Below are 25,712 nucleotides of genomic sequence, written 5' to 3' on the forward strand. Positions count from 1 at the left end.
GATCCCCCTAACAGCCTTTGGCATCACCGTCGGAGCGCGGATCATGCGTCGCTTCGACATGGCCCTTCGGATGCTTCACCAGCATGCCGGCATGGCCGAACTGGTCCGAATAGGCTTCCGAATATTCCTCGACCGGATGGCCGGCGCCTGTCAGGCGGGCGAGCAGCATCGGGTCGAAGCGGCTTTCGAGCTTCAGCGAGATCGACCCGGCGCCCCAGGTCCGGCCGAAGAGCCAGCGCGGCGCGTCGACGGCCTCCGCCGGGCTCTGGCCGAAGCGGTAGCGGCTCAGGATCTGCGCCTGGAATTGAGGCTGGCCGTCGCCGCCCATCGCGCCATAGGACATGACGCGGCCGTCGTCGAAGCGGGCCAGCGCCGGGTTCAGCGTGTGGAAGGGCTTGCGGCCGGGCTGCAGCGGGTTCACTGCCTTCGGATCGAGCGAGAAGGAGACGCCGCGGTTCTGCCAGTTGATCCCGGTGCCCGGCAGGATGCAGCCGGAACCGTATTCCCAGTAGATCGACTGGATATAGGAGACGGCGAGGCCGGACCCGTCGATCGCGCCCATCCAGACGGTGTCGCCGTCGCCCGTGCGGAAGGGCCAGGGCGCGGCGCGGCGCTTGTCGATCGCTGCGGCCTCGCGGGCGAAGACCTCCTCGGTGAGCACGCTCGCGGGATCGACGCTGGCGAAGGCCGGGTCGGTGACGATCCGGTCGCGGATCGCGAAGGCGCGCTTGGTCGCCTCGACGAGACCGTGATGGTGGTCGAAGCCCTCGGCGCGGGCGATGCCGAGCTTCTCGAAGATGCCGAGGATCAGGAGCGAGGCCAGCCCCTGCGTGGGCGGCGCGAAGTTGTAGGCGGTGAGGCCCGGCAGCTTGACCTGGAGCGGCTGGACGAGGCGCGCCTCGAAACGCTCGAGGTCGGCGCGGGTGACGGGGGCGCCGATCCGCTCGAGGTCGGCGGCAATCTCGCGGCCGACATCGCCGCGGTAGAAGTCGCCGAGCCCGGCATCTGCGAGCTGGCGGAAGGTGGCGCCGAGCGCCTCGGGCTTGCGGCGCGCACCGGCCTTGGGTTGCTCGCCGCCCGGCCAGAAGAAGTCGCTGAAGCCGACCGCCTGCTTCACGGCCTCGACCTCCTGCGGCCAGGTCCGCAATTCCGAGGGCGAGATTTCGTAACCCTCCCTGCAATGGCGGATCGCGTCGGAAAGCAGGTCCTTCAGCGGCATGCGGCCGCCGAGATTGGCTGAGAGTTCGAGCGCGGCCTCCCAGCCCCCGATCGCGCCCGCGACGGTGACCGCCGAGTCCGGCCCGCGCGAGGGAATGACGTCATGGCTCTTGTCGCGGTAGCGCGCGATGGTGGCAGCCGAACCGGCCGGGCCGCAGGCCTCGATGGCGTGCACCTTGCCACCGGGCTCGTGCACCAGCCAGAAGCCGTCGCCGCCGATCGCGTTCATATGCGGGTAGACGACGGCGATGGTCGCAGCCATCGCGACCATCGCCTCGATGGCGTTGCCGCCTTCGGCGAGAATGGCGCGTCCGGCTTCGGAGGCAAGGCGGTGAGGAGCGGCGGCGGCGGCCGCGCCGAAGACAGGCGTGTCGATCATCAGGTCTTTTCAAGCGTGGCGGCAGTGGCCATATCGGCCGGGCGGTTGCGATTTTGTTGCATGCCGCAGCCGGCTTCGCTAGAGCTTGCCCCCGAAATCGGGCGGCCTGCCGGAAGCAGGCAGACTTGCCGCAAGGACTTTGGGCCGCGCTTTGCGCAGCCCGCGACCGAGGATGGAGAGCATGGCCGGACGACACACCAACTGGCGCACCCTGATCATGGTGGTTTCGCTCGGAATCCTGATTGCGGTCGAGCTGTTCGGCGTGGCGCTCGCCTCGGGCTGGGCGCTGGCCGGCCTGTTCGAGCTCGGCCATATCGTCGGCTATGCGCTGATGGCGCTGTTTTCGGTGGCGGCGGGCTATGCGATGGTCAACCTGATGCGCCGCGTGCTCAAGGTCGAGCGCCTGACCGAAGGCGGCTGAGCCCAGGCTCTCGAGCCTCGTTTCAGGAGCGCCGCGCGGGCAACCGCCGCCAGCAGCGGCGAAAGCCGCGCGCATGCCGCATCTCGCCTTGCCGCCGCACCTGTTTTGCCATGTTTGACTGCCTATCTCGGAGACGCGCTCCGGTTGCCCTCCTTCGTGGGACAGGCTAGCCCGGCGCGCAGGACCGCAACATGCGAACCGGGACAGACATGCCAGACCGCGCCACGCACGGTGTATCCGTGCCTTCCTCCCTTGACCGCCGCAAACTGCTCGCTGCCGCGGGTGCCACCGCCGGCCTTGCCGCATTAGGCTTTTCTCCTGCGGCACTGGCGCAGCAGGGCTTGCGGCTCGGCGAGGCCGAGGCCTTCAGCTTCGAGGCGCTGAAGACACGGGCGCGCGACCTGGTTGCGAAGCCCTATCAGGCGCCGCCAAGCCCCCGCCCGGACGTGCTGGAGCGGATCGACTACGACGCCCATGGCAAGATCAGGTTCAAGCCGGAGATGGCGCTCTGGGCCGAGGGCCCTTCGCCCTGGCCGGTGACCTTCTTCCATCTCGGCCGCTACTTCCAGAAGCCCGTGCGCATGCACGTCTTCGACGGCGGCAAGGCGCGCGAGATCGTCTATGACGAAAGCTATTTCGAGATGCCGGCGGATTCGCCGGCGCGCGAGCTGCCGCGTGGCGCAGGCTTCGCCGGCTTCCGTTTCCAGGAAAGCCGCAGCGGCCATCCCGGTCGCAAGGGCGAGAAGCTGGAGTGGCAGAAGAACGACTGGGTCGCCTTCCTCGGCGCCTCCTATTTCCGCGCCATCGGCGAGCTCTACCAGTACGGGCTCTCGGCACGCGGGCTCGCCGTCGACCCGGCCGTCGCCGGCCGGTCCGAGGAGTTCCCCGACTTCACCCATATCTGGCTCGAGACGCCGCAGCCCGGCGCCGAGCATGTCGTCGTCTATGCGTTGCTCTCCGGCCCGAGCGTCGCCGGCGCTTATCGCTTCCGCATGCATCGCGGCAAGGGCGTGCTGATGGAGATCGAGACCGCGCTGTTCCTGCGCAAGGATGTCGAGCGGCTCGGCGTCGCGCCGCTGACCTCGATGTACTGGTATTCCGAGAAGGCCAAGGCGACGGCGGTCGACTGGCGCCCCGAGGTGCATGATTCCGACGGGCTTGCGCTGTGGACCGGCACGGGCGAGCGCGCCTGGCGGCCGCTCAACAATCCGGGCCATACCACCGTCTCCTCCTTCATCGACGAGGCGCCGCGCGGCTTCGGCCTGATGCAGCGCGACCGCGAGGTCGGCCATTATCTCGACGGCGTCTTCTACGAGCGCCGGCCGAGCCTCTGGGTCGAGACGCAGGGCGACTGGGGCAAGGGCGCGGTCCAGCTCATCGAGATCCCGACCGACGACGAGATCCACGACAACATCGTCGCCATGTGGGTGCCGGCGGGTCCGGCCAAGGCCGGCGCTTCCTACGCTTTCCGCTACCGGCTGCACTGGCTCGCGGACGAGCCCTTCCCGACCGAGCTCGGCCGCGTCGTCGCGACGCGGCTCGGCAATGGCGGCCAGCCCGGCACGACGCGCCCCAAGGGCGTGCGCAAGTTCATGATCGAGTTCAAGGGCCCGGCGCTGGAATCCATTTCCTTCGGCGTGAAGCCGGAGGTGGTGCTCTCGACCTCGCGCGGCAGCTTCTCCTACATTTTTGCGGAAGCGGTGCCCAACGACGTACCCGGCCATTGGCGCGCGCAGTTCGATCTCACGGTCGAGGGCAACGAGCCCGTCGAGATGCGCTGCTTCCTGAAGGCAGGCGACGTCGTGCTGACCGAGACCTGGCTCTATCAGTACCTGCCGTTCTGAGGCAGGTCGGCTTCCAGCCTGCGGTAGATATGGGCCCCCGCAATCGCGGCGCAGATCATGAACAGCTGCGCCGTGATTACGGCCAGCGCCGACCAATATGATCCGTTCAGCTCGGGGTCGGCGCCGCTCATAAATGCCAGCAGCATCAACGCCAGGGCCGTCGCGGCGAAGGCCGCGAGCGGGAGCAGCAGGATCGCCAGCAGACGCAACGTCTGGCCCGAGGTTTTTGCGATCGAGCGGGCGAAGCCGAGATCCAGCCTGCCGAGCGCGAGCGAGGTGAAGGTCAGCGTCGCCCTGAGCGAGAACAGGATCGAGCCGATCAGAAGAGCCGGTATCACCACCATCAGGAGAGGCGAATTTCCGTCGAGCAGCAGGATGGGCTCGGCCGCGAGCAGAAGTACGGCGTTGAACAGGGCGTAGCGCTGCGTTGCAGGCGAGGGCGGGCCATCGAGGCGCAGGGGCAGGGCGGTGCCTGAGACGACCTCGCGGACCGCGACGAGCCAGAGCGGCAGGCAGACGAGGAACTGCGCAAGCACGGACATGCAGGACTGCAACAGGCCGGCGAACGTCGCCGGGTCGTCGGTTTCGTCGAGCGGCAACCCCAGCCATCGATCCAGCAGGACGCAGCAGGCCATGGCGAGCAGCACCGCCAGCGGGTGCCGTATCAGGAAGCGCGCAAAATCACGCAACGCCGCCGTGACGACGGCGAAGACCGGCAGTTTCATCATCCTCGATCCCAGCTCAAGCGGGCGCCAGACAAGTCCATCGCGCGGGAAACCGCAACCGCGACATGTGGATCGTGCCTCGGCGATGTCGGCGGCAGCTTGCCGTTTTCTGGATGTAACAGTATATCATCCAACATGGTCCATGCGCACGCCCGTCACGTCTCCCATGCCGCCCCGGAGAATCCGGGCTGGTCGCTGCTGCGACTGTCGGCGGCGGGGCGGATCGGGCTTGCCGGAATCGTCGTGGCGCTGGTCTGGGCCGCGACGCTCGCCGTGATCCTGTGAGTGAGTTTTCGCCCGTGTCCGCCATCCGCCTCAACGACCTGACGCTCGGCTATGATCGCCACCCGGCGGTCCACCACCTCTCGGGCGAGATCGCGGCCGGCAGCCTGACGGCGATCGTCGGTCCCAACGGCGCCGGCAAGTCGACCCTGCTCAAGGGCATCGCGGGTGCGCTCGCGCCGCTCGGCGGCGACGTGAATGTGGCGCGCGGCCGGCGGCTCGCCTATCTGCCGCAATCGGCCGAGCTCGACCGCTCCTTCCCGATCCATGTCTACGATCTCGTCGCCATGGGTCTCTGGGGCAGTGCCGGCATCTTCGGGCGCATCGGCCGCGGTTCGGCCGGCAAGGTCGAGGCGGCGATCGCCGCCGTCGGGCTCGCCGGCTTCGAGCGCCGGCCGATCGCGGCGCTCTCCGGCGGTCAGATGCAGCGTGTGCTGTTCGCGCGGCTGCTGCTCCAGGACGCAGACATCATCCTGCTCGACGAGCCCTTCACCGCGATCGATGCGCGCACCACGGCCGATCTGCTGGCGCTGGTCCAGCGCTGGCATGGCGAGAGCCGCACCGTCATCGCCGTCCTGCACGACATCGAGACGGTGCGCCGCGCCTTCCCGCAGACTCTGCTGCTCGCGCGCGAGCCGGTCGCCTGGGGCGAGACGGCCGAGGTGCTGACGCCTGCGAACCTGCTGAAGGCGCGCCGCATGGTCGAGGCCTTCGACAGCCACGCCGCGCCCTGCGAGCGCGACGCGGCGTGACAAGCGGACCGATCAGCCTCGTTCCGTCATTGCGAGCGTAGCGAAGCAATCCAGGTCTTGGCGCCGAGCCCTCTGGATTGCTTCGCTACGCTCGCAATGACGAGTTGGCACCGCCGAAGCCGATCTTCTCCAGCCACGAAACGTGCCCGTGCTCCACGACCTCTTCATTGGCCCCTTCGTCGAATTCGACTTCATGCGGCGCGCCCTGGTCGGCATCGTCGCGCTGTCGGTATCGGGGGCGCCGATCGGCGTCTTCCTGATGCTGCGACGGATGAGCCTCACCGGCGACGCGATGGCGCATGCGATCCTGCCCGGCGCCGCGCTCGGCTATCTCGTCGCAGGCTTCTCGCTGCCGGCGATGACGCTGGGCGGGCTCGCGGCCGGCTTCGCGGTTGCGCTCGCCGCCGGCGCGGTGGCGCGGGTCACGGTGATCAAGGAGGATGCCTCGCTCGCGGCCTTCTACCTGATCTCGCTGGCGCTCGGCGTCACCATCGTCTCACTGCGCGGCTCGGCGGTCGATCTCTTCCATGTCCTGTTCGGCAATGTGCTGGCGCTCGACAACGAGGTGCTGGTCCTGCTCTCCTCGGTGGCGAGCATCTCGCTGCTGGCGCTGGCCGCGCTCTATCGCCCACTGGTGATGGAATGCGTCGACCCGGGCTTCCTGCGTTCGGTCAGCCGGTCCGGCGGCATCGTCCACCTGACCTTCCTCGGCCTCGTCGTGCTCAATCTCGTCGCCGGATTCCACGCGCTCGGCACCCTGCTCGCCGTCGGCCTGATGATGCTGCCGGCGGCGGCGGCGCGGTTCTGGACGGCCGACATCACCCGGCTGATCCTGCTCGCCAGCGGCTTCGCCATGGTCTCGGGCTATACCGGACTGGTCGTATCCTATTCGGCCGGCAGCAATCTCCCGGCCGGGCCGGCCATCATCCTCTCGGCGGGCGCACTCTATCTCGGCTCGCTCCTGCTCGGCTCGCAGGGCGGATTGCTGCGACGCCTCTTGCCTCGCGCCCATCTTCAGCGATAGTTATGTTATAGTGTTTCATTATCGCTGGAGTTTCCGATGCCCAACCGCCGCACCCTTCTCGCCGGGCTCGCCGCCGGCCTGATCTCCGCCGCGCTGCCCGGCGTCGCCGCTGCCCAGGAGAAGCTGCCGGTGCTGGCGAGCTTCTCGATCCTGGCCGATTTCGTCGGCCAAGTCGGCGGCGACCGCGTCGCGGTGACGACTTTGGTCGGCCGCGATGGCGACGCGCATGTCTATTCGCCGACGCCGGCCGACGCCAAGGCGATGGCGGCTGCGAAGCTCGTGGTGGTCAACGGCCTCGAATTCGAGGGCTGGTTGACGCGGCTGGTGAAATCCTCCGGGACCAAGGCGCCGGTGGTGGCGGCGACCGAAGGCATCACGCCGCTGAAGGGAGAAGACGATCACGGCAAGGGCGGCCATGGTCACGGCCACGCCCATGACGTCGATCCGCATGCCTGGCAGAGCGTCGCCAATGCCAAGCTCTATGTCGCCAATATCCGCGATGCGCTGGTCAAGGCCGACCCGGCCGGCAAGGACGCCTATTCGGCCAATGCGACGCGCTACCTCGCCGAACTCGATGCTCTGGAGGGCGAAATCCGGGCGGCGGTGGCACGGATTCCGGCCGAGAGGCGCAAGGCGATCACCTCGCATGACGCCTTCGGCTATTTCGCCAAGGCCTATGGCATCGCCTTCGTCTCGCCGCAGGGCGTCTCGACCGAGGCCGAGGCCTCGGCGAAGGATGTCGGCCGCATCATCCGGCAGGTGAAGGCGCAGAAGGTGCCGGCGGTCTTCCTCGAGAACGTCACCAATCCGCGGCTCGCCGAGCAGATCGCGCGCGAGAGCGGCGCGAAGATCGGCGGACGGATCTACTCGGATGCGCTTTCCGCGGCGGATGGCCCGGCCGGGACTTACATCGCGATGATGAAACACAATATAAGCGAGATCGAAAAGGCGCTTGCCGCCGGCCCGGCCTGATGGTCGCGCCTCCGCTCGCCCCCGCCACGCATCAGGTCAAGACCATGTCCGAGAAAATCCCCGTCACGGTGCTCACCGGCTATCTGGGCGCCGGCAAGACCACGCTCTTGAACCGCATCCTCACCGAGGATCACGGCAAGAAATTTGCCGTCATCGTCAACGAGTTCGGCGAGGCCGGAATCGATGGCGACCTCGTCGTCGGCGCCGACGAGGAAGTCTTCGAGATGAACAATGGCTGCATCTGCTGCACGGTGCGGGGCGACCTGATCCGCATCCTCGACGGGCTGATGAAGCGCAAGGGCAAGTTCGACGCGATCATCGTCGAGACCACGGGACTGGCCGATCCGGCCCCCGTCGCCCAGACCTTCTTCGTCGATCAAGATGTCGGCGACGCCACCAAGCTCGATGCCGTCGTGACCGTGACCGACGCGAAGTGGCTGCAGGAGCGGCTGAAGGACGCGCCCGAGGCGAAGAACCAGATCGCCTTCGCGGACGTCATCGTCCTCAACAAGGTCGATCTGGTGACGGCCGAGGAACTCGCAGACGTCGAGACCGCGATCCGCGCCATCAACCCCTATGCCAAGCTGCACAAGACGACGCGCTGCGAACTTCCGATCGAAAACCTGCTCGACCGCAACGCCTTCGATCTCGACCGCATCCTCGACATCGAGCCGGATTTCCTCGAATCCGGCCATCACCACCATCATTCCGACGATGTCCGCTCGATGTCGTTCACGATCCCCGGCGATGTCGATCCCGAGAAGTTCATGCCCTGGATCAACGACATCAGCCAGGCTCAGGGCCCGAACATCCTGCGTTCCAAGGGCATCCTCGCCTTCAAGGACGAGCCGCGCCGTTTCGTCTTCCAGGGCGTGCACATGATCCTCGACGGCGATCTCCAGCGCGACTGGAAGGCCGGCGAGAAGCGCGAGAGCCGCCTCGTCTTCATCGGGCGCGATCTCGATCCGAACGAACTGCGCAAGGGCTTCGAGGCCTGCGCGGCGTAACCACCTTGCCGTCATTCCGGGGCGCGGCGAAAGCCGCGAACCCGGAACCCACGACCGGGCGATGCCGTCAGCCGCTTGGTTCCGCTTCACCCAGTCATGGGTTCCGGGTTCATTGCTGCGCGATGCCCCGGAATGACAGCGGTTTGCGAAACACGCCGGCCGAGCTAAAGCGTTGCCCATGAACACGATCCCCAAGCCCGTCTCGCTGCGCGAGCATGTCGTTCCCGTCGAGGCGGGAGAACATGTTGTCGGTGCCCAGTGGTTGAAGCAGACGCTCGCGCTCGCTCTGTCGGATGGGCGCGTCCTGCGCTGGACCGATGGCCAGATCGACAGCGTCGAGGCGCATCGCGGTGGCTTGCTCTGCGCCACCGGCGACGGCGAGCGGCTGGTCAGCGGCGGCGATGACGGGCGCGTCGTCGCAACCTCGGCCGCAGGCGAGCCGGTCGAGGTCGCCGTCGATCCCAAGCGCCGCTGGATCGATGCAGTGGCGCTGTCGGCGTCCGGCAGCATCGCCTGGAACACCGGCAAGAGCGTTCATGCCCGCGACGACAAGGGCAAGGTCAAATCCTTCGACTTCGCCACCACCCCGCAGGGCCTCGTCTTCGCGCCGAAGGGCTACCGGCTCGCCATCGGCCAGATGAACGGCGTCTCGCTCTGGTATCCGAACACCGAGGCCGCGCCTGAATTCCTCGAATGGAAGGGCTCGCATCTCGACGTCGTCTGGTCCCAGGACGGGCGCTTCGTGGTCTCCTCGATGCAGGAGAACGCGTTGCATGGCTGGCGCCTCGGCGACAAGCCGAGCCATATGCGGATGACCGGCTATCCGGCCAAGCCGCGCTCGCTGTCCTGGTCGCATGACGGGCTCTGGCTGGCGTCGAGCGGCGCGGATGCCGCGATCGTCTGGCCGTTCCAGGGCGACGGGCCGCAGGGCAAGGCGCCGCGCGAATGCGGCGCACGCCACGCCAAGGTCACGCGCGTCGCCTTCCATCCCAAGGCGCTGGTGCTGGCGGTCGGCTATGACGACGGCTGCGTCCTGATGATCCGCCTGACCGACGCCTCGGAACTGCTGGTGCGCCCGCCCTTGCGCGGCAGCGGCATCACCGCCTTCGCCTGGGACAAGGGCGGCAAGCGCCTGGCCTTCGGGGCCGAGGACGGCGCGGCCGGCGTGCTGACGCTGCCGGCGGGCTGATGCGCTTCGGCCTCTTCGGCAGGAAGGACGATGCCGCGGGCAAGGCTGCGGCGGCACGGCTCAAGGACGATGTCCGCCGCCTGCTCGGCCTGCCCGAGGCGGCGGCGATCGCGGTCAACGAGATCATCTGCGCCGACCCCGCCTGCCCGGGCACGGAGACGGTGATCCTGGTGATGAACCCCGGCGAGAAGACCCGCGCGTTCAAGGTCCAGATGGCGATGGCCGAGGTCACGGAGGAGGCGCTGCGCGCGGCGCTGGGCGGCTAGGCCGACCTCACAGCATTTCCGGCTTGAAGGCCGAGCGGCGGCTGACCGCCCGACCGGCGACCATGAACTCGCCGTCGCCGCGATAATGGAAGGTCCGCGGATTCTTCGGAGAGGCTGCGACATGCGCCTTGACCACGCGCCAGATGAACAGGTTTTGCGCCGCGGCCAGGCTGTCGTCCTCCAGCTCGCATTCGAAGCTGGCATAGCACTCGCCGATCAGCGGCGCCGGGACCTTTTCCGCTTCGACCGCGGTCAACCCATAGGTCTCGAACTTGTCGATCTCGGCGCCGGTCGAGTTGCCGATCGCGACCGCGGTGTCGAGGAGCTCGAAGGTCGGCACGTTGATCACGCAGGCACGAGAGCGGGTGATCAGTTCGTGGCTGTGGTTATGGCTCCAGATGTAGCAGCCGAAGAGGGCGGGGGTGAAGCCGAGCATCATGTGCCAGCCCATCGTCATGATGTTGCTCCGGCCGTCATGGGCGCTGGAGACCAGCACGATCGGTCCGGGTTCGAGATGCCGGCGGATTTCGGAGAGCGGATAGTCCCGCTTGTCGTAGAGCTTCATCGCGCGCCTCCGCTGCCGTGTCATGTGACGAACGCAGAAGGGCAGGGCGGAGGTTCCGGGCTCGCATGCTCTCTCCTGCCGGCGCCTGTCAGCGGCTCGCGGGCGAGCGGCTTAACAGGAGGCGCCGGGCCGGCTAGCCTGCGTCGCGTGGCTGCCCGACGTTCCATCACGACACTCACCCCGGCGCAGGCCCGGGCGATCTGGCTCAGGGCCCAGCGGCTCGATGTCGCGGAGCCGTTCGGCGGCGGGCCGGCGGCGACGCGGGCGGCGGTCGAGCATCTCGGCTATGTCCAGATCGACACGATCAACGTCATCGAGCGCTGCCACCACCACATCCTGTTCAGCCGCATCCCGGCCTATGAGCGGGCGCATCTGGCGCAGGCGCAGTCGGCCGAGAGGAGCGTCTTCGAGTACTGGACGCATGCGCTCTCCTACGTGCCGGTGCGCGACATCCGCTTTTTCCTCGGGGCGATGAAGGCGCATCGCGAGGAGCCGAAGCGCTGGTCGGCGGTCGGGGGCGGCGAGGAGGCCCGCAAGCTGCTGCGCCGCATCCGGCGCGACGGCGCGCTGACGATCCGCGACATCGACACCGACGTGCTGGTCGAGAAGGCGCATCTCTGGGCGAGCAAGAAGCCGTCCAAGGGCCTGCTGGAGCGTGCCTTCTACGATGGCGAGCTCGTCATCGCGGCGCGTTCGGGCATGCTCAAGACCTACGAGCTGATGGAGCGGCATTTCGGCTGGGAGAAGCGGCCGGCGCCGGCGACCGAGCGCCAGGTGACGGCCTACAGGCTCGACCGGACCTTGCGGGCGCAGGGCGTGGTCAGCCTCGATTCGATCTGCCATCTCGATGCGCCGAGCAAGAAGACGATCGCCGAGCTGATCGAGGCGCGGGTGAAGCGGCGGGAACTTTTGCCGGTGCATGTCGCGGATTCGAAGGTGCCGCACTGGATGGCGCGGGACCTCGCCCCGCCCGAAAAGTCTCCTGACGAGGCGCTGGTCCATATCCTCTCGCCCTTCGACCCGCTGATCATCCAGCGCAGGCGGCTCAAGCTGTTCTTCGGCTACGACCACGTCTTCGAGGCCTATCTGCCGAAGGAGAAGCGCGTCTTCGGCTATTTCGGCCTGCCGGTGCTGATCGGCGACACGGTCGTCGCGGTGCTCGACCTCAAGACCGACCGCCAGGCCGGCAGGCTCCTGATCCAGCAATGGACCTGGCTCGACGGGCAGGAGAGCGCCGAACGCAAGGCGTGGATCGAGCAGGCGCTGCAGCGCTTCGAGCGGTTTCAGCTCGGCGCGGGCGAGCCGGCCGTTCCAGCCGATGTGCAGATCGGCTGAACGGGCTGAGGCCGAGACCTCACGCCCCCAGCAGGTCGATCAGGTGCGGGATCAGTGGCTCGTCGGCGGGCGGCATTTCGAGCTCGCGGAGCTTTGCCGGGCGGACCCATTTCAGCGCCTGGCCTTCATGCGAGGCGACCGTGCCCTCCCAGCGCCGGCAGATGTAGAGCGGCATCAGCAGGTGGAATTCGGGATAGGCGTAGCTCGCGAAGGTCAGCGGCGCGAGGCACTCCTCCTTCACCGTGATGCCGAGTTCCTCCGCCAGCTCGCGGATCAGCGCCGGCTCCGGCCTCTCGCCGGCCTCGAGCTTGCCGCCGGGAAACTCCCACATCCCCGCCAATGCCTTGCCCTCGGGGCGCTGGGCCACGAGGACGCGGTTGTCGGAATCGATCAGGGCGCAGGCGACGACGAGGAGCAGCTTCACGAAAGGAGACTCAGTGGCCGGAGAGGATGACGTGAACGGGTTCCGTTTCCTTGCCCGTCAGCGTGATGCTGTCATAGACCGAGCCGCCCTCACGCGTGAAGGCCGTCTCGTCGCCCCAGATCACCTGGGTGGTGACGAAATAGCTGCCGGGCGCGACCTTGTCGAAGGCGAAGCGGCCATTGGCCTCGGCCTTGGTCGTGCGGGTGTGCTCGGCATAGCCCGGGTCCGCCTTATCCTCGGCGGGATAGCTGGAATGCGGCACGTATTTGCGGGTGCCGTAGAAATTCGCGAAGCGCTCGCGCGCGAAGGCTGTCGCCGGGACCAGCCGCACCACCTCGCCCGCGGCATTGACGACCACGCCGCTCGGTTTGGTGCGGAAGGCATGACCGGTGACGACGCCGGTGCCGGGCTTTTTGATGTAGGCAGCTTCCTCGGCCGAGAAGGCGACCGTCGCCGGCTGTCTGGCCTGGCAGCCGGCCATGATCGCGCCGGCCAGCGCCGCCGCCGCAACAAACCCGATCCTCATGGTGCCCCCACCCTGCGCGGCGTCATGGTCACGAGGAAGACGCCCGCGAGGATGATGCAACCTGCCGCGACCTGCCGCAACTCCAGCGTTTCCCCGAGCACGGCGACTCCCATGATAGCCGCGACCGTCGGGACGAGGTAGCCGGTCATCGCGGCGCGCGTCGGCCCGACCGCGCGGATCAGGCGCATGAAGATGGTCATCGGCACGGCCGTGCAGGCGAGGCCGAGCATCAGCATGGCGGGCCAGCGATCTGCCAGGGCGAGCATGCTGGTCGGGCCGGCGACGGCGAGCGCGAGTAGCAGCGCGACGCCGCCGGAGCAGACCTGCTGGCCGAGCGCCAGCCGCATCGGATCGCCGGAGGAGGCCGGCACGGCCCGGACATAGAGATTGCCGGCGGCATAGCTCAGCATGGTCGCGACCATGGCCAGCACACTCAGCGTCGTGGCCCCGCCCTCGAACAGGCGCGGGCCGATCAGCAGGGCCACGCCCGCGAGCCCGATCAGGATGCCGGCGAGCCTGCGGCCGCCGAGACGCTCCTCGGCGAAGATCATATGCGCGACAAGGGCGGTGACCAGCGGGCCGGCGGCCTGGATCATCGCCGCCGGGCCGCTGGCGAGCTGGATCAGCGCATAGGCGACGAGGATGTTCGGCAGCCAGCCATTGGTCGCGCCGAGCACCAGCCAGTGGCGGATCTCGTGGCGGCGGGGCAGCGGGCTCTGCCCGAGCCAGCGTATCCAGAGCGCCAGCGAGGCGGCGCCGAGCAGGCCGCGTCCGGCCGCGATCGCGAAGGGCGAGACCTGCCCGCTCATCAGCTTGATGAAGAGATAGCTCGAGCCCCAGAAGAAGGAGCAGACAAGAAGGTTGACGACGATGAAGCTTCGGGTCGGTTCAGCCCGCCCATCCGCGGTTGCGGTCTCGGTCATGATGCAGGGCCATCGTCGGGGATTGTCGTCGCGGGGACGGAGATCGTCCCGAGGCGTATCCGGTGCCCGGGACGATCGCGAGACTCATCCTGCCGGATGCCGGGTCAACCGCCTGTCAGGAGCGATAATCGCCGTTGATCTCGACATAGGCCTTGGTCAGGTCGCAGGTCCAGACCGTCGCCTTGCCGCGTCCGATCCCGAGATCGGCCGTGATGACGATGTGCTCGCCGGTCATGTAGTTCGAGACCGCCGTCTCGTCATAGGACGGTGCGCGCGCGCCCTGATTCGCCACCATGATCTCGCCGAAGGAGATGTCGAGCCGGTCGCGGTCGGCGGGCTCGCCGGCCTTGCCGACCGCCATGACGACGCGGCCCCAATTGGCGTCCTCGCCGGCGATGGCCGTCTTGACCAGCGGAGAATTCGCGATCGAGAGCGCAACACGCTTGGCCGAGCGGGCGGAGGCCGCGCCGGCGACTCGGACTTCCACGAATTTCCGCGCGCCCTCGCCATCCTTGCAGACGAGATGGGCGAGTTCGAGCAGCAGCGAATTCAGCGCGCGCTTGAAGCCGGAGAGGCGGGCATCGTTCAGCTCGGTGATCGCCGGTACGCCGCGGGTGGCCGCCTTGCCCGTCGCGAACAGCATCAGCGTGTCCGAGGTCGAGGTGTCGCTGTCGACCGTGACCGCGTTGAATGACCCCTTCACGCCCTTCGACAGCAGCGCCTGCAGCACCGGCGCGGCGATGGGGGCGTCGGTAAAGACGAAGGAGAGCATCGTCGCCATGTCAGGCGCGATCATGCCGGCGCCCTTGGCGATGCCGGCGAGCACGACCTCATGGCCGTCGATCTTCGCCTTGCGGGTCAGGGCCTTTGGGAAGGTGTCGGTGGTCATGATCGCGCGCGCCGCGTCGATCCAGGGACCGTCGGCGACGCGGCTGGCGCAATCCTGCAGCACGCCCTCGAACTTGGTGGCGTCGAGCGGCTCGCCGATCACGCCGGTCGAGGCGATGAAGACCTCTTCCGGCTTGCAGCCGGCAGCCTTGGCCGCGATCTTCGCGGTGAGCGCGACCGAATCGCGCCCCTTCAGCCCGGTGAAGGCGTTGGCGTTGCCGGAATTGACGACGATGGCGCGGGCGGAACCCTGCTTCAGGTTCTCGCGGCACCAGTCGACCGGGGCGGAGGGGCATTTCGAGCGGGTGAAGACGCCGGCGACCTGCGTGCCCTCGTCGAGCAGCGCGAACCAGACATCCTGGCGGCCCTTGTAGCGGATGCCGGCCTCGGCGGTGGCGAAGCGGACGCCCGGCACGGCCGGAACCTTGGGCTGGCGCTTCGGCGCGAGCGGGGAAACGGGAACATCCTTGCCGGCCATCGGGGCATCTCCTCCGGGCAACCGTACGAAAGGCGGCGAATCCCCTCGCCACCGGCCGGTGCCTCACATCCAGCTGCCTCTGCCGCAGTCGGATGACGAAAACAAGAAGGGCGGCCGCAGGGCCGCCCTTCCAAATTGAGGCTTCGTCATGCTCGGGCTTGGCCCGAGCATCTCCTGCAAGAAATTCTCGGGTCTGCGCTTCGCGTCGCCCGAGAACGACGGCTTGGGGAATCAGGGCTTCTTCGGCTCGGCCGGGGCGGGCGTCGCCGGGGCCGCAGGCTGGTCAAGGCGCTCGACCTTGGCCTTCTCGCGCAGCGCGACGATGATGTCCTGCTGGGCCTTGCGCTCGAGATACTGGTCGATCTGCGGCTTGACGGCCGCGAATTCCGGCACCGGCTTGGTGCGCTTGTCCTCGAGCTTGATGACGTGCCATCCGAACTGGCTCTTCACGGGGTCGGAGACCTGGCCCTTCTCGAGCTTGAAGGCGGCTTCGGCGAATTCCGGCACCATGCGGTCCTTGGTGAACCAGCCGAGCGAGCCGCCCTCCTTGCCCGAGCCCGGATCCTTGGAGAGCTCGCCCGCAACCTTGGCGAAGTCCTCGCCCTTCTTCAGGCGCTCGGCGACGGCCTTGGCCTGGGCCTCGTCCTCGACGAGGATGTGGCGGGCATTGACCTCCTCGTCGGGCGTCATCGCCTTGGTGGTCTCGTCATAGAGCTTCTGGGCGGCCTCCGGGCTGGCGGCCTTCTTGCCCTCGACGGTCAGGTACTGGTCGAGCAGCACCTTTTCGCGGAAATAGGCGAGGCGGGCGGCAAAATCCGGCCCCTCCGCGACCTTGGCGGCGGCGGCGGCCTTTGCGCCCAGCTTCAGGTCGACGAGATAGTTGATCACCTCGTCACGCTTGCGCTCGTCCGGCAGCTGGGCGAGGCGCTCGCCGAGGTCTTCCGTCGCCAGTGCGACCTCGCGCTCGGTGATGGCGATGCCGTCGACCTTGGCGACGACCTTGTCAGCCTGAGCGTAAACCGGCGACGCGACCAGGGCGAGGCCGAGCGAGAGCATGCCGAGACGGGACATTTTCATGGGAGCGCCCTTTCCGGAGTGGAGCCGAAAGCTGTGTTCGCGGCTGCACTGCCAGTTGAACGCGGCAAAGGCAAGGCGTGTTCAAGCCCTGTCCGGCGCCATCACGAAGCTTTGCGCGGCGCTCAGGGGCAGGGCGACGTTGCGTCGTGCAACTCCCTATTGCCGGCGGCCTTGGAAGAGGCGGGCGGAAACCTTACATCGGGCACCGTCCGCCGGATTGCGGCCGCGTGCCCGCACGAGGCGCAGCCGGAGTGCAAAGCGGCGCTGGACCCCGCACCCGCACGCGTCTAAACACGCGGTCGCATCGAGAATTCAGGGTTTCGGCTGGGCGCGGCATCGGCGCCGCGAGGCCGGAAGCCAATATCACCGAAAGGCCCAACATGCTTGGCGCGCTCGCAAAGAAACTCTTCGGCTCGTCGAACGACCGGCGCGTGAAGGGCTATGCCCCCCGGGTCGCCGCCATCAATGCGCTGGAGAAAGAGGTTGCCGCCCTCAGCGACGAGGCGCTGCAGGCGCGCACCGCCGAGTTCCGCCAGCAGCTCACCAATGGCGCCAAGCTCGACGATCTCCTGGTGCCGGCCTTTGCGACCGTGCGTGAGGCGGCCAAGCGCGTGCTCGGCCAGCGCCCCTACGACGTCCAGCTCATCGGCGGCATGGTGCTGCACGAGGGCGCCATCGCCGAGATGAAGACCGGCGAAGGCAAGACGCTGGTCGCGACCCTGCCGACCTATCTCAACGCGCTCGAAGGCAAGGGCGTCCACGTCGTCACGGTCAACGACTACCTCGCCCGGCGCGACGCCGAGTGGATGGCCAAGCTCTACAACTTCCTCGGCCTCTCCGTCGGCGTCATCGTCCACGGCATCGAGGACGAGGAGCGCCAGCGCGCCTATGCCAGCGACATCACCTACGGCACCAACAACGAGTTCGGCTTCGACTACCTGCGCGACAACATGAAGTATGAGGTCGCGCAGATGTCCCAGCGCGGCCATCATTTCGCGATCGTCGACGAGGTCGATTCGATCCTGGTCGACGAAGCCCGCACGCCGCTGATCATCTCCGGCCCGCTCGACGACAAGTCGGACCTCTATGTCACGATCGACAAGGTGCTGCCCGGCCTCGTACCGGCCGACTACGAGGTCGACGAGAAGCAGCGCACGGTTTCGCTGACGGAAGCCGGCAACGAGCATATCGAGGAGCTGCTTCGCGAGGCAGGCCTCCTCAAGGAGGGCGATCTCTACGACGCGCATAACGTCACCCTCGTCCACCACGTCAACCAGGCGCTGCGGGCGCATGCGCTCTTCACGCGCGACAAGGACTACATCGTTCGCGGCGACGAGGTCGTGATCATCGACGAGTTCACCGGCCGCATGATGCAGGGCCGGCGCTATTCGGAAGGGCTGCACCAGGCGCTCGAGGCCAAGGAGAATGTTACCGTCCAGCCCGAGAACGCGACGCTGGCCTCGATCACCTTCCAGAATTATTTCCGGCTCTATTCGAAGCTCGCGGGCATGACCGGCACGGCCGCGACCGAGGCCGACGAATTCTTCCAGATCTACAAGCTCGAGGTCCTCGAGATTCCGACCAACGTTCCCGTCTCGCGCAAGGACGAGGACGACGAGGTCTATCGCACCTTCGAGGAGAAGGTCCGCGGCGTGATCCGCGAAATCCAGGCGGCGCAGGAGAACGGCCAGCCGATCCTGGTCGGCACCACCTCGATCGAGCGCTCCGAGCTCGTCGCCGAGATGCTTGAGAAGGCGGGCTACAAGCTGCTCGACTTCACCGACCCGACGGCGCTCGAGCCGGTCTACCAGGCGGCGCGCGAGGGCAAGACGATCAAGGCCTTCGCCGTGCTGAACGCCCGCTTTCACGAGCAGGAAGCCTATATCGTCGCCCAGGCCGGCGTTCCCGGCGCGATCACCATCGCCACCAACATGGCTGGCCGCGGCACCGACATTCAGCTCGGCGGCAATGCCGAGATGCGGATCAACCACGATCTCGCCGGCATGGAGCCGGGCCCGGAGCGCGACGCGAAGGCGGCTGCGATCCGCGTCGAGGTCGCCTCGTTCAAGCAGCGCGTGCTCAAGGCCGGCGGGCTCTACATCGTCGGCACGGAGCGCCATGAGAGCCGGCGCATCGACAACCAGCTGCGCGGCCGTGCCGGCCGCCAGGGCGACCCCGGCCGCTCGAAATTCTTCCTGTCGCTGCAGGACGACCTGATGCGGATCTTCGGCTCCGACCGGATGGACGGCATGCTGACGAAGCTCGGTCTCAAGGAGGACGAGGCGATCGTCCATCCCTGGATCAACAAGGCGGTCGAGAAGGCGCAGGGCAAGGTCGAGGCGCGCAACTTCGACATCCGCAAGAACATCCTGAAATACGACGACGTCATGAACGACCAGCGCAAGGTCGTGTTCGAGCAGCGCCGCGACTTCATGAAGCAGGCGAGCGTGCGCGAGACCACCGACGACATGCGCCACGGCGTCTGCGAGGACCTCGTCGCGCGCCATATCCCAGCGGAAGCCTATCCGGAGCAGTGGGACACCGCCGCCCTGAAGGAAGGCGTCGTCCAGTATCTCAATCTCGACCTTCCGATCGAGGAGTGGGCCAAGGAAGAGGGTATCGCCGATAGCGAGCTGCGCGAGCGCATCCGCAAGCTCGCCGACGAAGACTATGCCGCCCGCATCGAGCGCAACACCGACGAGGTAATGATCTATGTCGAGAAGCAGGTTTTGCTGCAGACGCTCGACACGCTCTGGCGCGAGCACCTGGTCACGCTCGACCATCTGCGCCAGGTCATCGGCTGGCGCGGCTATGCCCAGCGCGACCCGTTGAACGAGTACAAGCAGGAAGCCTTCGAACTGTTCGACGGGCTGATCGGACGGCTGCGCGAACAGGTCACCGGCAATCTGATGCGCATCGAGGTCCGCTTCGACCAGCCGCAGGACGAGGCGCCGCAGGACGCGCTGCCGGCGCCCTTCGGCGACTACGGTTCGGGCGGCGTGCAGTTTGCGGCGCTGGAAAGCGATGCCGCGGTGCTCGAGCGCGATCCGGCGGACCCGGCGAGCTGGGGCCGGGTCGGCCGCAACGAACCCTGCCCCTGCGGCTCCGGCAAGAAGTTCAAGCACTGCCACGGGCAATACGTCTGAGGCGGCGGCGCCCCGGCCTTGCGCCGGGGCTGGACGGCTCGTAGCGGGGCATCGCACAATCGCTCACCGCAGCCGCGAGTGAGCCGATGCACGCAACCGCCAGCCAAGCCGCGACCAAGACCAGCACCGGGCGTTTCTTCGAGGATTTCCGCATCGGCGAGGTCATCGCCCATGCCCCGCCGCGGACGATCCGGGCCGGCGACGCCTCGCTCTATGCCGCGATCTACGGCTCGCGCTTCGCGGTCCAGTCCTCGGACACCTTCGCCCAGGCAGTGGGCTATCCGGCTGCGCCGATCGACGACCTGCTGGTCTTCCATGTCGTTTTCGGCAAGAGCGTGCCGGACATCTCGCTCAATGCCGTCGCCAATCTCGGCTATGCCGATGGCCGCTTCCTGAAGCCGGTCTTCGTCGGCGACACGCTGTCGGCAACCTCGGAGGTCATCGGACTGAAGCCGGTCTCGGCTGGCGATGCGGGCATCGTCTATGTCCGCTCGATCGGCCGCAACCAGCATGGCGAGATCGTGCTGAGCTATGCCCGCTGGGTGCTGGTGCGCAAGCGCCACCCGGGCACGCCGTCCGACGAGGCGCAGACGCCCGAGCTGCCGGTCGCGGTCCTGCCCGAGCAACTCGGCGAGGGCTGCCCGCCTCTGGCGCCGGCCGCCTATGACGACGCGCTGGCGGGCTCGCCCTTCCGCTGGCACGACTATGCCGTCGGCGAGCGCATCGACCATGTCGACGGCATGACCGTCGAGGAGGCGGAGCATCAGATCGCGACGCGGCTCTACCAGAACACCGCGCGCGTCCATTTCGACGCCCATGCCGCGCAGGGCAGCCGTTTCGGCAAGCGCCTGATCTATGGCGGCCATGTCATCAGCCTGGCGCGGGGCCTGTCGTTCAACGGGCTCGGCAACGCCTTCCACATCGCCGCGATCAATGGCGGGCGCCATGTCGCGCCGCTCTTCGCGGGCGACACCGTCTATGCCTGGAGCGAGGTTCTGGCATGCGCCGAGCTGCCGGGGCGCAGCGATGCCGGCGCATTGCGGTTGCGGCTGGTGGCGACGAAGAACCGCCCTTGCGCCGACTTTCCGCTCAAGGCCGGCGAAAACTACGACCCCAGCGTGATCCTCGATCTCGACTACTGGGCGCTACTGCCGCGCTGAGTTTTCGTCATCGAATGACGAATTCAGGAATCTGTAACTTCGCTTTGCGCATGTCGCATTGCAGCACCGTTCCGGTTTCGTTACAGAGCGGGGCACTCTAGAATGATCCCAAAGGGTCCGCCATGGGCGGGCCGCTTGATCGGAGAATGATTTTGGCCGAGGTCAAGCCCGCGGCGCGCCCGCTTTCGCCGCATCTGCAGATCTACCGCTGGTCCTGGACGATGGCGATGTCGATCGCCCACCGCGTCACCGGAACCGGGCTCTATCTCGGCACGGTGCTGATCGCTGCCTGGCTGGTCGCCGCTGCGTCGGGCCCCGCCGCCTACGACGCGGCCCAGGCCGTCGCCGGCTCGATCATCGGCCTCCTCGTGCTTTTCCTCTACAGCTTCGCGCTGCTGCACCACATGGTCGGAGGCCTGCGCCATTTCATCTGGGACATGGGCCACGGCTTCGATCCGCAGACGCGCACGAACCTCGCCAAATACAGCGTCTTCGTGTCCGGTGGGCTGACCCTGCTCGTCTGGATCGCTGCGCTGGCGCTGCGCTGAGGAGACAAGCCATGCAGTCCAATTCCTCGATGCGCACCCCGCTCGGCCGCGTTCGCGGCCTCGGCTCCGCCAAGTCCGGCACCGGCCATTTCTGGCTTCAGCGCGTCACCGCGGTCTCGAACCTGATCCTCGCGATCATCTTCGTCTTCGTGGTGATCTCGCTCGTCGGCAAGCCGTATCCGGCCGCGGTCGCGACGCTCGGCAACCCGTTCATCGCGATCCTCGCCCTGCTCTTCATCCTCTCGGCCTGCGTCCATATGCGGCTCGGCATGCAGGTGGTGATCGAGGATTACGTCCATACGGAGGGTCTCAAGATCCTCGCCGTGATAGCCAACACCTTCTTCGCCATCGCGATCGGCGCCGCCAGCGCCTTCGCGGTGCTGAAGCTGTCCTTTGGAGGTTGATCCGATGGCGATCACCAGATCCCGCCCGGTCCCGGCCTATACCGGCGCCGCCTACCAGATCACCGATCATACCTTCGACGTCGTCGTCGTCGGCGCTGGCGGCGCGGGGCTTCGCGCCACGGTCGGCTGCTCGCAGGCCGGGCTTCGCACCGCCTGCATCTCGAAGGTGTTCCCGACGCGCTCGCACACCGTCGCGGCCCAGGGCGGCGTCGCCGCCTCGCTCGGCAATATGGGCAAGGACACCTGGCAGTGGCACATGTACGACACCGTGAAGGGGTCGGACTGGCTCGGCGACCAGGATGCCATCGAGTATCTCGTGCGCAATGCGCCGGCTGCCGTCTACGAGCTCGAGCATTGGGGCGTGCCCTTCTCGCGCACCGAGGACGGACGCATCTACCAGCGCCCCTTCGGCGGCATGACCACGGAATTCGGCGAGGGCCCGCCGGCCCAGCGCACCTGCGCCGCGGCCGACCGCACCGGCCACGCCATGCTGCACACGCTCTACGGCCAGGCGCTGCGCTACAATACCGAGTTCTTCATCGAGTACTTTGCCATCGACCTGATCATGGACGATGACGGCCATTGCCGCGGCGTGATCGCGCTCAAGCTCGACGACGGCACGCTGCACCGCTTCCGCTCCCAGCAGACCATCCTGGCGACCGGCGGCTATGGGCGCTCCTATTTCTCCGCGACCTCGGCCCATACCTGCACCGGCGACGGCGGCGGCATGGTGCTGCGCGCCGGCCTGCCGCTGCAGGACATGGAGTTCGTGCAGTTCCATCCGACCGGCATCTACGGCTCGGGCTGCCTGATCACGGAAGGCGCGCGCGGCGAGGGCGGCTACCTGACCAATTCGGAGGGCGAGCGCTTCATGGAGCGCTATGCCCCCTCGGCCAAGGACCTCGCCTCGCGCGACGTCGTCTCGCGTTCGATGACGATGGAGATCCGGGCCGGCCGCGGCGTCGGCAAGAACAAGGACCACATTTACCTGCATCTCGACCATCTCGATCCGAAGATCCTGCACGAGCGCCTGCCCGGCATCTCGGAGAGCGCCAAGATCTTCGCCGGCGTGGACGTGACGCGCGAGCCGATCCCGGTGCTGCCGACGGTGCATTACAACATGGGCGGCATCCCCACGAACTTCCACGGCGAGGTTCTGACCAAGGTCGACGGCAACCCGGACACGGTGGTGCCCGGCCTGATGGCGATCGGCGAGGCGGCCTGCGTCTCGGTGCACGGCGCCAACCGCCTCGGCTCGAACTCGCTGATCGACCTCGTGGTGTTCGGCCGCGCGGCCGGGCTGCGCTGCGCCGAGACGGTGACGGCCGGCGAAAAGCAGCCCGAACTCGCCAAGGGTTCGGCCGACCTCGCGCTGACCCGCCTCGACAAGTACCGCAATGCGTCCGGCGGCACGCCCACCGCCGTGCTGCGCGACAAGATGCAGCGCACGATGCAGAACAACTGCGCCGTCTACCGCACCGGCGAGACGCTCGAGGAAGGCCACAAGCTGATCCACGAGATCTGGGACGGCATCACCGATATCGGCACGATCGACCGCTCGCTGATCTGGAACTCGGACCTGATCGAGACGCTGGAGTTCGACAACCTGATCACCCAGGCGGTCGTGACCATGGACTCGGCGCTGCAGCGCCCGGAGAGCCGCGGAGCCCATGCCCGCGAGGATTATCCGAACCGCGACGACAAGGACTGGATGAAGCACACCCTGTCCTGGATCGACGACGAGAAGCGGACCGTGACGCTCGACGACCGCCCGGTGCACACCTACACGCTCTCGAACGACATCGAGTACATCAAGCCCAAGGCGCGGGTGTACTGAGGACGATCTGACAGATGGCCGAATTCAACCTCCCGCAGAACTCCCGCCTCGTCGAGGGCAAGGCCTGGCCGAAGCCGGCCGGCGCCAAGAACGTCGCCGAGTTCAAGATCTATCGCTGGAACCCGGACGACACCGCCAATCCGCGCACCGACACCTATTATGTCGACCGCAACGATTGCGGGCCGATGGTCCTCGACGCGCTGATCTGGATCAAGAACAAGGTCGACCCGACGCTGACCTTCCGACGTTCCTGCCGCGAGGGCATCTGCGGTTCCTGCGCCATGAACATGGACGGCAAGAACGGGCTCGCCTGCACCACCGGCATCGACGAATGCGGTTCGAAGGGCAAGGTCGCGATCTACCCGCTGCCGCATATGCCGGTCATCAAGGACCTGGTGCCGGACCTGACGCGCTTCTACGCCCAGCACGCCTCGATCGAGCCCTGGCTCAAGACGACGACGCCGGCTCCCGAGAAGGAGTGGCGCCAGGCCAAGGATGATCGCGAGAAGCTCGACGGGCTCTACGAGTGCATCCTGTGCGCCTGCTGCTCGACCTCATGCCCGAGCTACTGGTGGAACGGCGACCGCTATCTCGGCCCGGCCGCGCTGCTGCAGGCCTATCGCTGGCTGATCGACAGCCGCGACGAGGCGACCGGCGAGCGACTCGACGATCTGGAAGATCCCTTCCGGCTCTATCGCTGCCACACCATCATGAACTGCGCGAATGCCTGCCCGAAGGGCCTGAACCCGGCAAAGGCGATCGCGGAGGTGAAGAAGATGATGGTGGCGCGCCAGGTCTGAGCTGGCGCAACCTTCGGTGCTTCGATTCAAACGCCAGCCTTACCGGGCTGGCGTTTTTGTTTTCCGCTATCGACAAACACCGATGATGAAGGGCGCGGGGAACCCTTCTCCCGTGTGGGAGAAGGGCAGGGATGAGGGCCTGCCCTTTCAGGATCATACGCGCTGCTGAAGCTGGTTTGGCATCCCGATCAACTGGATGAGCGGCGGTCCCTCACCCCTGCCCCTCTCCCATCCGGAAGAGGGGTTTCCCGCGCTTGTCCGGTGAACGTCGCGGTCCGCGTCAGCGGATATACCGCCCCGGCCGGAACGGCGTCGGGTCGATCGGCGGCTTCTCCTCGCAGACCAGGGCTGCGATCAGTTCCCCGGTGATCGGGCCGGTCGAGAGGCCGAGATGCTGGTTGCCGAAGGCGAGCCAGAGGCCCGGATGGCGCGGCGCGGCGCCGATCATCGGCAGGGAATCCGGCAGCGTCGGGCGGGCGCCGCGCCAGGTCTCGCCGGCGAACGGCTCAAGCGGCAAGGCCTCGCGGGCGCTCTTCGTCACCATGTCGATCTGGCGGTGGTCGTCCGGCGCATCGCGTTGACTGAGATCGACGCCACTGGTGATGCGGTAGCCCTGTTCCATCGGCGCCATGAAGTAGCAGGCGTCGACGTCGTAGACCGGGCGCGACAGGCTCGCGCCCTTTTCGGCCTGGAGATGGCGGTGATAGCCACGCTCGACGTCTAGCTTCGTATCGAGACCTAGCGGCGCCAGAAGATCCATACTCCAGGGACCGAGCGCGACGACCGCGATCTCCGCCTCGAAGGGGCCCTTCGTCGTCTTCGCCTGCCAGCCGGCACCTGTCCGGCCCACCCCCTCGACCCCAGCCTGCTCGATCCGCCCGCCGCGCTGGACGAACAGCTCCGCATAGGCTTGCGTCACGGCGCCCGGCGAATCCACCGAGGCGTTCTCGAGGCAGAGCAGGCCGGCATGGAAGATCGGGTTGAGCGACGGCTCGATGCCGGAGATGCCCTGCCGGTCGAGCACCTGCGAGGCGACGCCATGTGCGGCCAGGAACGCCTGCTCGGCCTTCGCCGCGTCATGGCCTGCGTCGGTCCGCCAGACCTTGAGTGTGCCGGTCTCGCGCAGCCGGTGCGGGATGCCGGCCTCGGCCATCAGGGCGCGATGGCGCTCGACCGTGCTGGCGGTCAGGGATTCGAGCGCGGCGATGCGGGCCGCAGCTTGGGAGGGGCGGGCCTCCCAGAGGAAGCGCAGCAGCCAGCTGGGGCGGGTCATGGCCCGCTTCCAGTTCAGGTTCAGCGCCGCGTGCCGGTTGCCGAGATAGCTCGCCAGCTTGCCGAACAGGCCGGGATTGTTGAGCGGCACGATCGAGGATCGAGCAAGCACCCCGGCATTGCCATAAGAGGTTTCGCGGCCTGGCTCCCGCCGATCGATCAGCGTGACGTCGAAGCCGCGCTTCTGGAGGCTGAGCGCGCAGGAGACGCCGACCATGCCGGCGCCGAGGACGAGGGCGGAACGTGTCAC

The 25,712-nt window shown here is 67.4% G+C and carries 25 protein-coding genes; 16 read left to right on the top strand and 9 right to left on the bottom strand.

Annotated features, from left to right (window positions below; translation table 11 throughout):
• Positions 1-7: 7 nt before the first annotated feature.
• Positions 8-1,597: a gamma-glutamyltransferase gene (locus ASE63_RS11685; RefSeq protein WP_056801128.1), complete on the bottom strand. Its 1,590-nt coding sequence runs from the start codon at positions 1,595-1,597 to the stop codon at positions 8-10.
• Between the two features lie 181 nt (positions 1,598-1,778).
• Between ASE63_RS11685 and ASE63_RS11690 the strand changes: the two genes are divergently transcribed.
• A complete protein-coding gene (locus ASE63_RS11690) occupies positions 1,779-2,018 on the top strand; it encodes a hypothetical protein (RefSeq protein WP_056801711.1) in 240 nt (79 codons plus the stop codon).
• Between the two features lie 209 nt (positions 2,019-2,227).
• Positions 2,228-3,862: a glucan biosynthesis protein D gene (locus tag ASE63_RS11695; protein ID WP_056801130.1), complete on the top strand. Its 1,635-nt coding sequence runs from the start codon at positions 2,228-2,230 to the stop codon at positions 3,860-3,862.
• Here the strand turns inward: ASE63_RS11695 and ASE63_RS11700 are convergent.
• Complete coding sequence (locus ASE63_RS11700) at positions 3,844-4,590, bottom strand: hypothetical protein (RefSeq protein WP_056801132.1); 747 nt, start codon at positions 4,588-4,590, stop codon at positions 3,844-3,846. The genes ASE63_RS11695 and ASE63_RS11700 overlap by 19 nt on opposite strands.
• A 132-nt stretch (positions 4,591-4,722) precedes the next feature.
• Between ASE63_RS11700 and ASE63_RS27210 the strand changes: the two genes are divergently transcribed.
• From ASE63_RS27210 to ASE63_RS11730, 7 genes are all read left to right on the top strand, one after another.
• Complete coding sequence (locus ASE63_RS27210; RefSeq protein ID WP_156410309.1) at positions 4,723-4,872, top strand: hypothetical protein; 150 nt, start codon at positions 4,723-4,725, stop codon at positions 4,870-4,872.
• A 14-nt stretch (positions 4,873-4,886) separates the two neighbouring features.
• Positions 4,887-5,621 (top strand): zinc ABC transporter ATP-binding protein AztA, encoded by a 735-nt coding sequence (gene aztA / locus ASE63_RS11705; protein ID WP_056801134.1) that lies wholly within the window; start codon positions 4,887-4,889, stop codon positions 5,619-5,621.
• A gap of 193 nt (positions 5,622-5,814) precedes the next feature.
• On the top strand, positions 5,815-6,645 hold the full coding sequence (locus tag ASE63_RS11710; RefSeq protein ID WP_056801713.1) for a metal ABC transporter permease: 831 nt from the start codon (positions 5,815-5,817) through the stop codon (positions 6,643-6,645).
• A gap of 36 nt (positions 6,646-6,681) precedes the next feature.
• The gene (locus tag ASE63_RS11715) at positions 6,682-7,617 is read left to right on the top strand and encodes a metal ABC transporter substrate-binding protein (RefSeq protein WP_056801136.1); all 936 of its coding nucleotides are present in this window, start codon (positions 6,682-6,684) and stop codon (positions 7,615-7,617) included.
• Between the two features lie 44 nt (positions 7,618-7,661).
• Positions 7,662-8,624, top strand: coding sequence for a GTP-binding protein (locus tag ASE63_RS11720; protein ID WP_056801716.1), 963 nt, complete (start codon positions 7,662-7,664; stop codon positions 8,622-8,624).
• Positions 8,625-8,802: 178 nt separating this feature from the next.
• On the top strand, positions 8,803-9,813 hold the full coding sequence (locus ASE63_RS11725; RefSeq protein ID WP_056801139.1) for a hypothetical protein: 1,011 nt from the start codon (positions 8,803-8,805) through the stop codon (positions 9,811-9,813).
• Positions 9,813-10,079 (top strand): hypothetical protein, encoded by a 267-nt coding sequence (locus ASE63_RS11730; RefSeq protein ID WP_056801141.1) that lies wholly within the window; start codon positions 9,813-9,815, stop codon positions 10,077-10,079. The genes ASE63_RS11725 and ASE63_RS11730 overlap by 1 nt, the downstream gene beginning before the upstream one ends.
• A 7-nt stretch (positions 10,080-10,086) precedes the next feature.
• On the opposite strand, the gene ASE63_RS11735 is transcribed toward ASE63_RS11730, so the two are convergent.
• Positions 10,087-10,644: a flavin reductase family protein gene (locus ASE63_RS11735; RefSeq protein ID WP_056801143.1), complete on the bottom strand. Its 558-nt coding sequence runs from the start codon at positions 10,642-10,644 to the stop codon at positions 10,087-10,089.
• Between the two features lie 147 nt (positions 10,645-10,791).
• Here ASE63_RS11735 and ASE63_RS11740 point away from each other — a divergent pair, with 147 nt between their 5' ends.
• On the top strand, positions 10,792-11,979 hold the full coding sequence (locus ASE63_RS11740) for a crosslink repair DNA glycosylase YcaQ family protein (protein ID WP_244491381.1): 1,188 nt from the start codon (positions 10,792-10,794) through the stop codon (positions 11,977-11,979).
• 19 nt (positions 11,980-11,998) lie between these two features.
• Here the strand turns inward: ASE63_RS11740 and mutT are convergent, their stop codons facing one another.
• From mutT to ASE63_RS11765, 5 genes are all read right to left on the bottom strand, one after another.
• A complete protein-coding gene (mutT, locus tag ASE63_RS11745) occupies positions 11,999-12,403 on the bottom strand; it encodes an 8-oxo-dGTP diphosphatase MutT (RefSeq protein WP_056801146.1) in 405 nt (134 codons plus the stop codon).
• A gap of 10 nt (positions 12,404-12,413) precedes the next feature.
• A complete protein-coding gene (locus ASE63_RS11750) occupies positions 12,414-12,929 on the bottom strand; it encodes a hypothetical protein (RefSeq protein ID WP_056801148.1) in 516 nt (171 codons plus the stop codon).
• Positions 12,926-13,852, bottom strand: a complete 927-nt coding sequence (locus ASE63_RS11755; RefSeq protein WP_056801150.1) for a DMT family transporter — start codon at positions 13,850-13,852, stop codon at positions 12,926-12,928. Before ASE63_RS11755 ends, ASE63_RS11750 begins: the two co-directional genes overlap by 4 nt.
• 115 nt (positions 13,853-13,967) lie before the next feature.
• Positions 13,968-15,218 (bottom strand): bifunctional glutamate N-acetyltransferase/amino-acid acetyltransferase ArgJ, encoded by a 1,251-nt coding sequence (gene argJ, locus ASE63_RS11760; protein ID WP_056801152.1) that lies wholly within the window; start codon positions 15,216-15,218, stop codon positions 13,968-13,970.
• A gap of 231 nt (positions 15,219-15,449) precedes the next feature.
• Positions 15,450-16,295: a peptidylprolyl isomerase gene (locus ASE63_RS11765; protein WP_056801154.1), complete on the bottom strand. Its 846-nt coding sequence runs from the start codon at positions 16,293-16,295 to the stop codon at positions 15,450-15,452.
• Positions 16,296-16,675: 380 nt separating this feature from the next.
• Between ASE63_RS11765 and secA the strand changes: the two genes are divergently transcribed.
• The 6 genes from secA (at position 16,676) to ASE63_RS11795 (ending at position 24,190) form a co-directional block, all read left to right on the top strand.
• A complete protein-coding gene (secA, locus tag ASE63_RS11770; RefSeq protein WP_056801156.1) occupies positions 16,676-19,441 on the top strand; it encodes a preprotein translocase subunit SecA in 2,766 nt (921 codons plus the stop codon).
• A gap of 86 nt (positions 19,442-19,527) precedes the next feature.
• Positions 19,528-20,601, top strand: coding sequence for a MaoC family dehydratase (locus ASE63_RS11775; RefSeq protein ID WP_056801158.1), 1,074 nt, complete (start codon positions 19,528-19,530; stop codon positions 20,599-20,601).
• A gap of 146 nt (positions 20,602-20,747) precedes the next feature.
• Positions 20,748-21,149 (top strand): succinate dehydrogenase, cytochrome b556 subunit, encoded by a 402-nt coding sequence (gene sdhC, locus ASE63_RS11780; protein WP_056801160.1) that lies wholly within the window; start codon positions 20,748-20,750, stop codon positions 21,147-21,149.
• Between the two features lie 11 nt (positions 21,150-21,160).
• A complete protein-coding gene (sdhD, locus tag ASE63_RS11785; RefSeq protein ID WP_056801162.1) occupies positions 21,161-21,553 on the top strand; it encodes a succinate dehydrogenase, hydrophobic membrane anchor protein in 393 nt (130 codons plus the stop codon).
• A 4-nt stretch (positions 21,554-21,557) separates the two neighbouring features.
• Complete coding sequence (sdhA, locus tag ASE63_RS11790) at positions 21,558-23,390, top strand: succinate dehydrogenase flavoprotein subunit (RefSeq protein ID WP_056801164.1); 1,833 nt, start codon at positions 21,558-21,560, stop codon at positions 23,388-23,390.
• A 14-nt stretch (positions 23,391-23,404) separates the two neighbouring features.
• Entirely contained in the window at positions 23,405-24,190 is a 786-nt protein-coding gene (locus tag ASE63_RS11795; RefSeq protein ID WP_056801166.1) for a succinate dehydrogenase iron-sulfur subunit, read from the top strand.
• Positions 24,191-24,470: 280 nt separating this feature from the next.
• On the opposite strand, the gene ASE63_RS11800 is transcribed toward ASE63_RS11795, so the two are convergent.
• On the bottom strand, positions 24,471-25,712 hold the full coding sequence (locus ASE63_RS11800; protein ID WP_056801168.1) for an FAD-dependent oxidoreductase: 1,242 nt from the start codon (positions 25,710-25,712) through the stop codon (positions 24,471-24,473).

The sequence above is a fragment of the Allobosea sp. Root381 genome (assembly GCF_001429395.1).
In the GTDB taxonomy this organism is placed as follows: Bacteria; Pseudomonadota; Alphaproteobacteria; order Rhizobiales; family Beijerinckiaceae; genus Allobosea.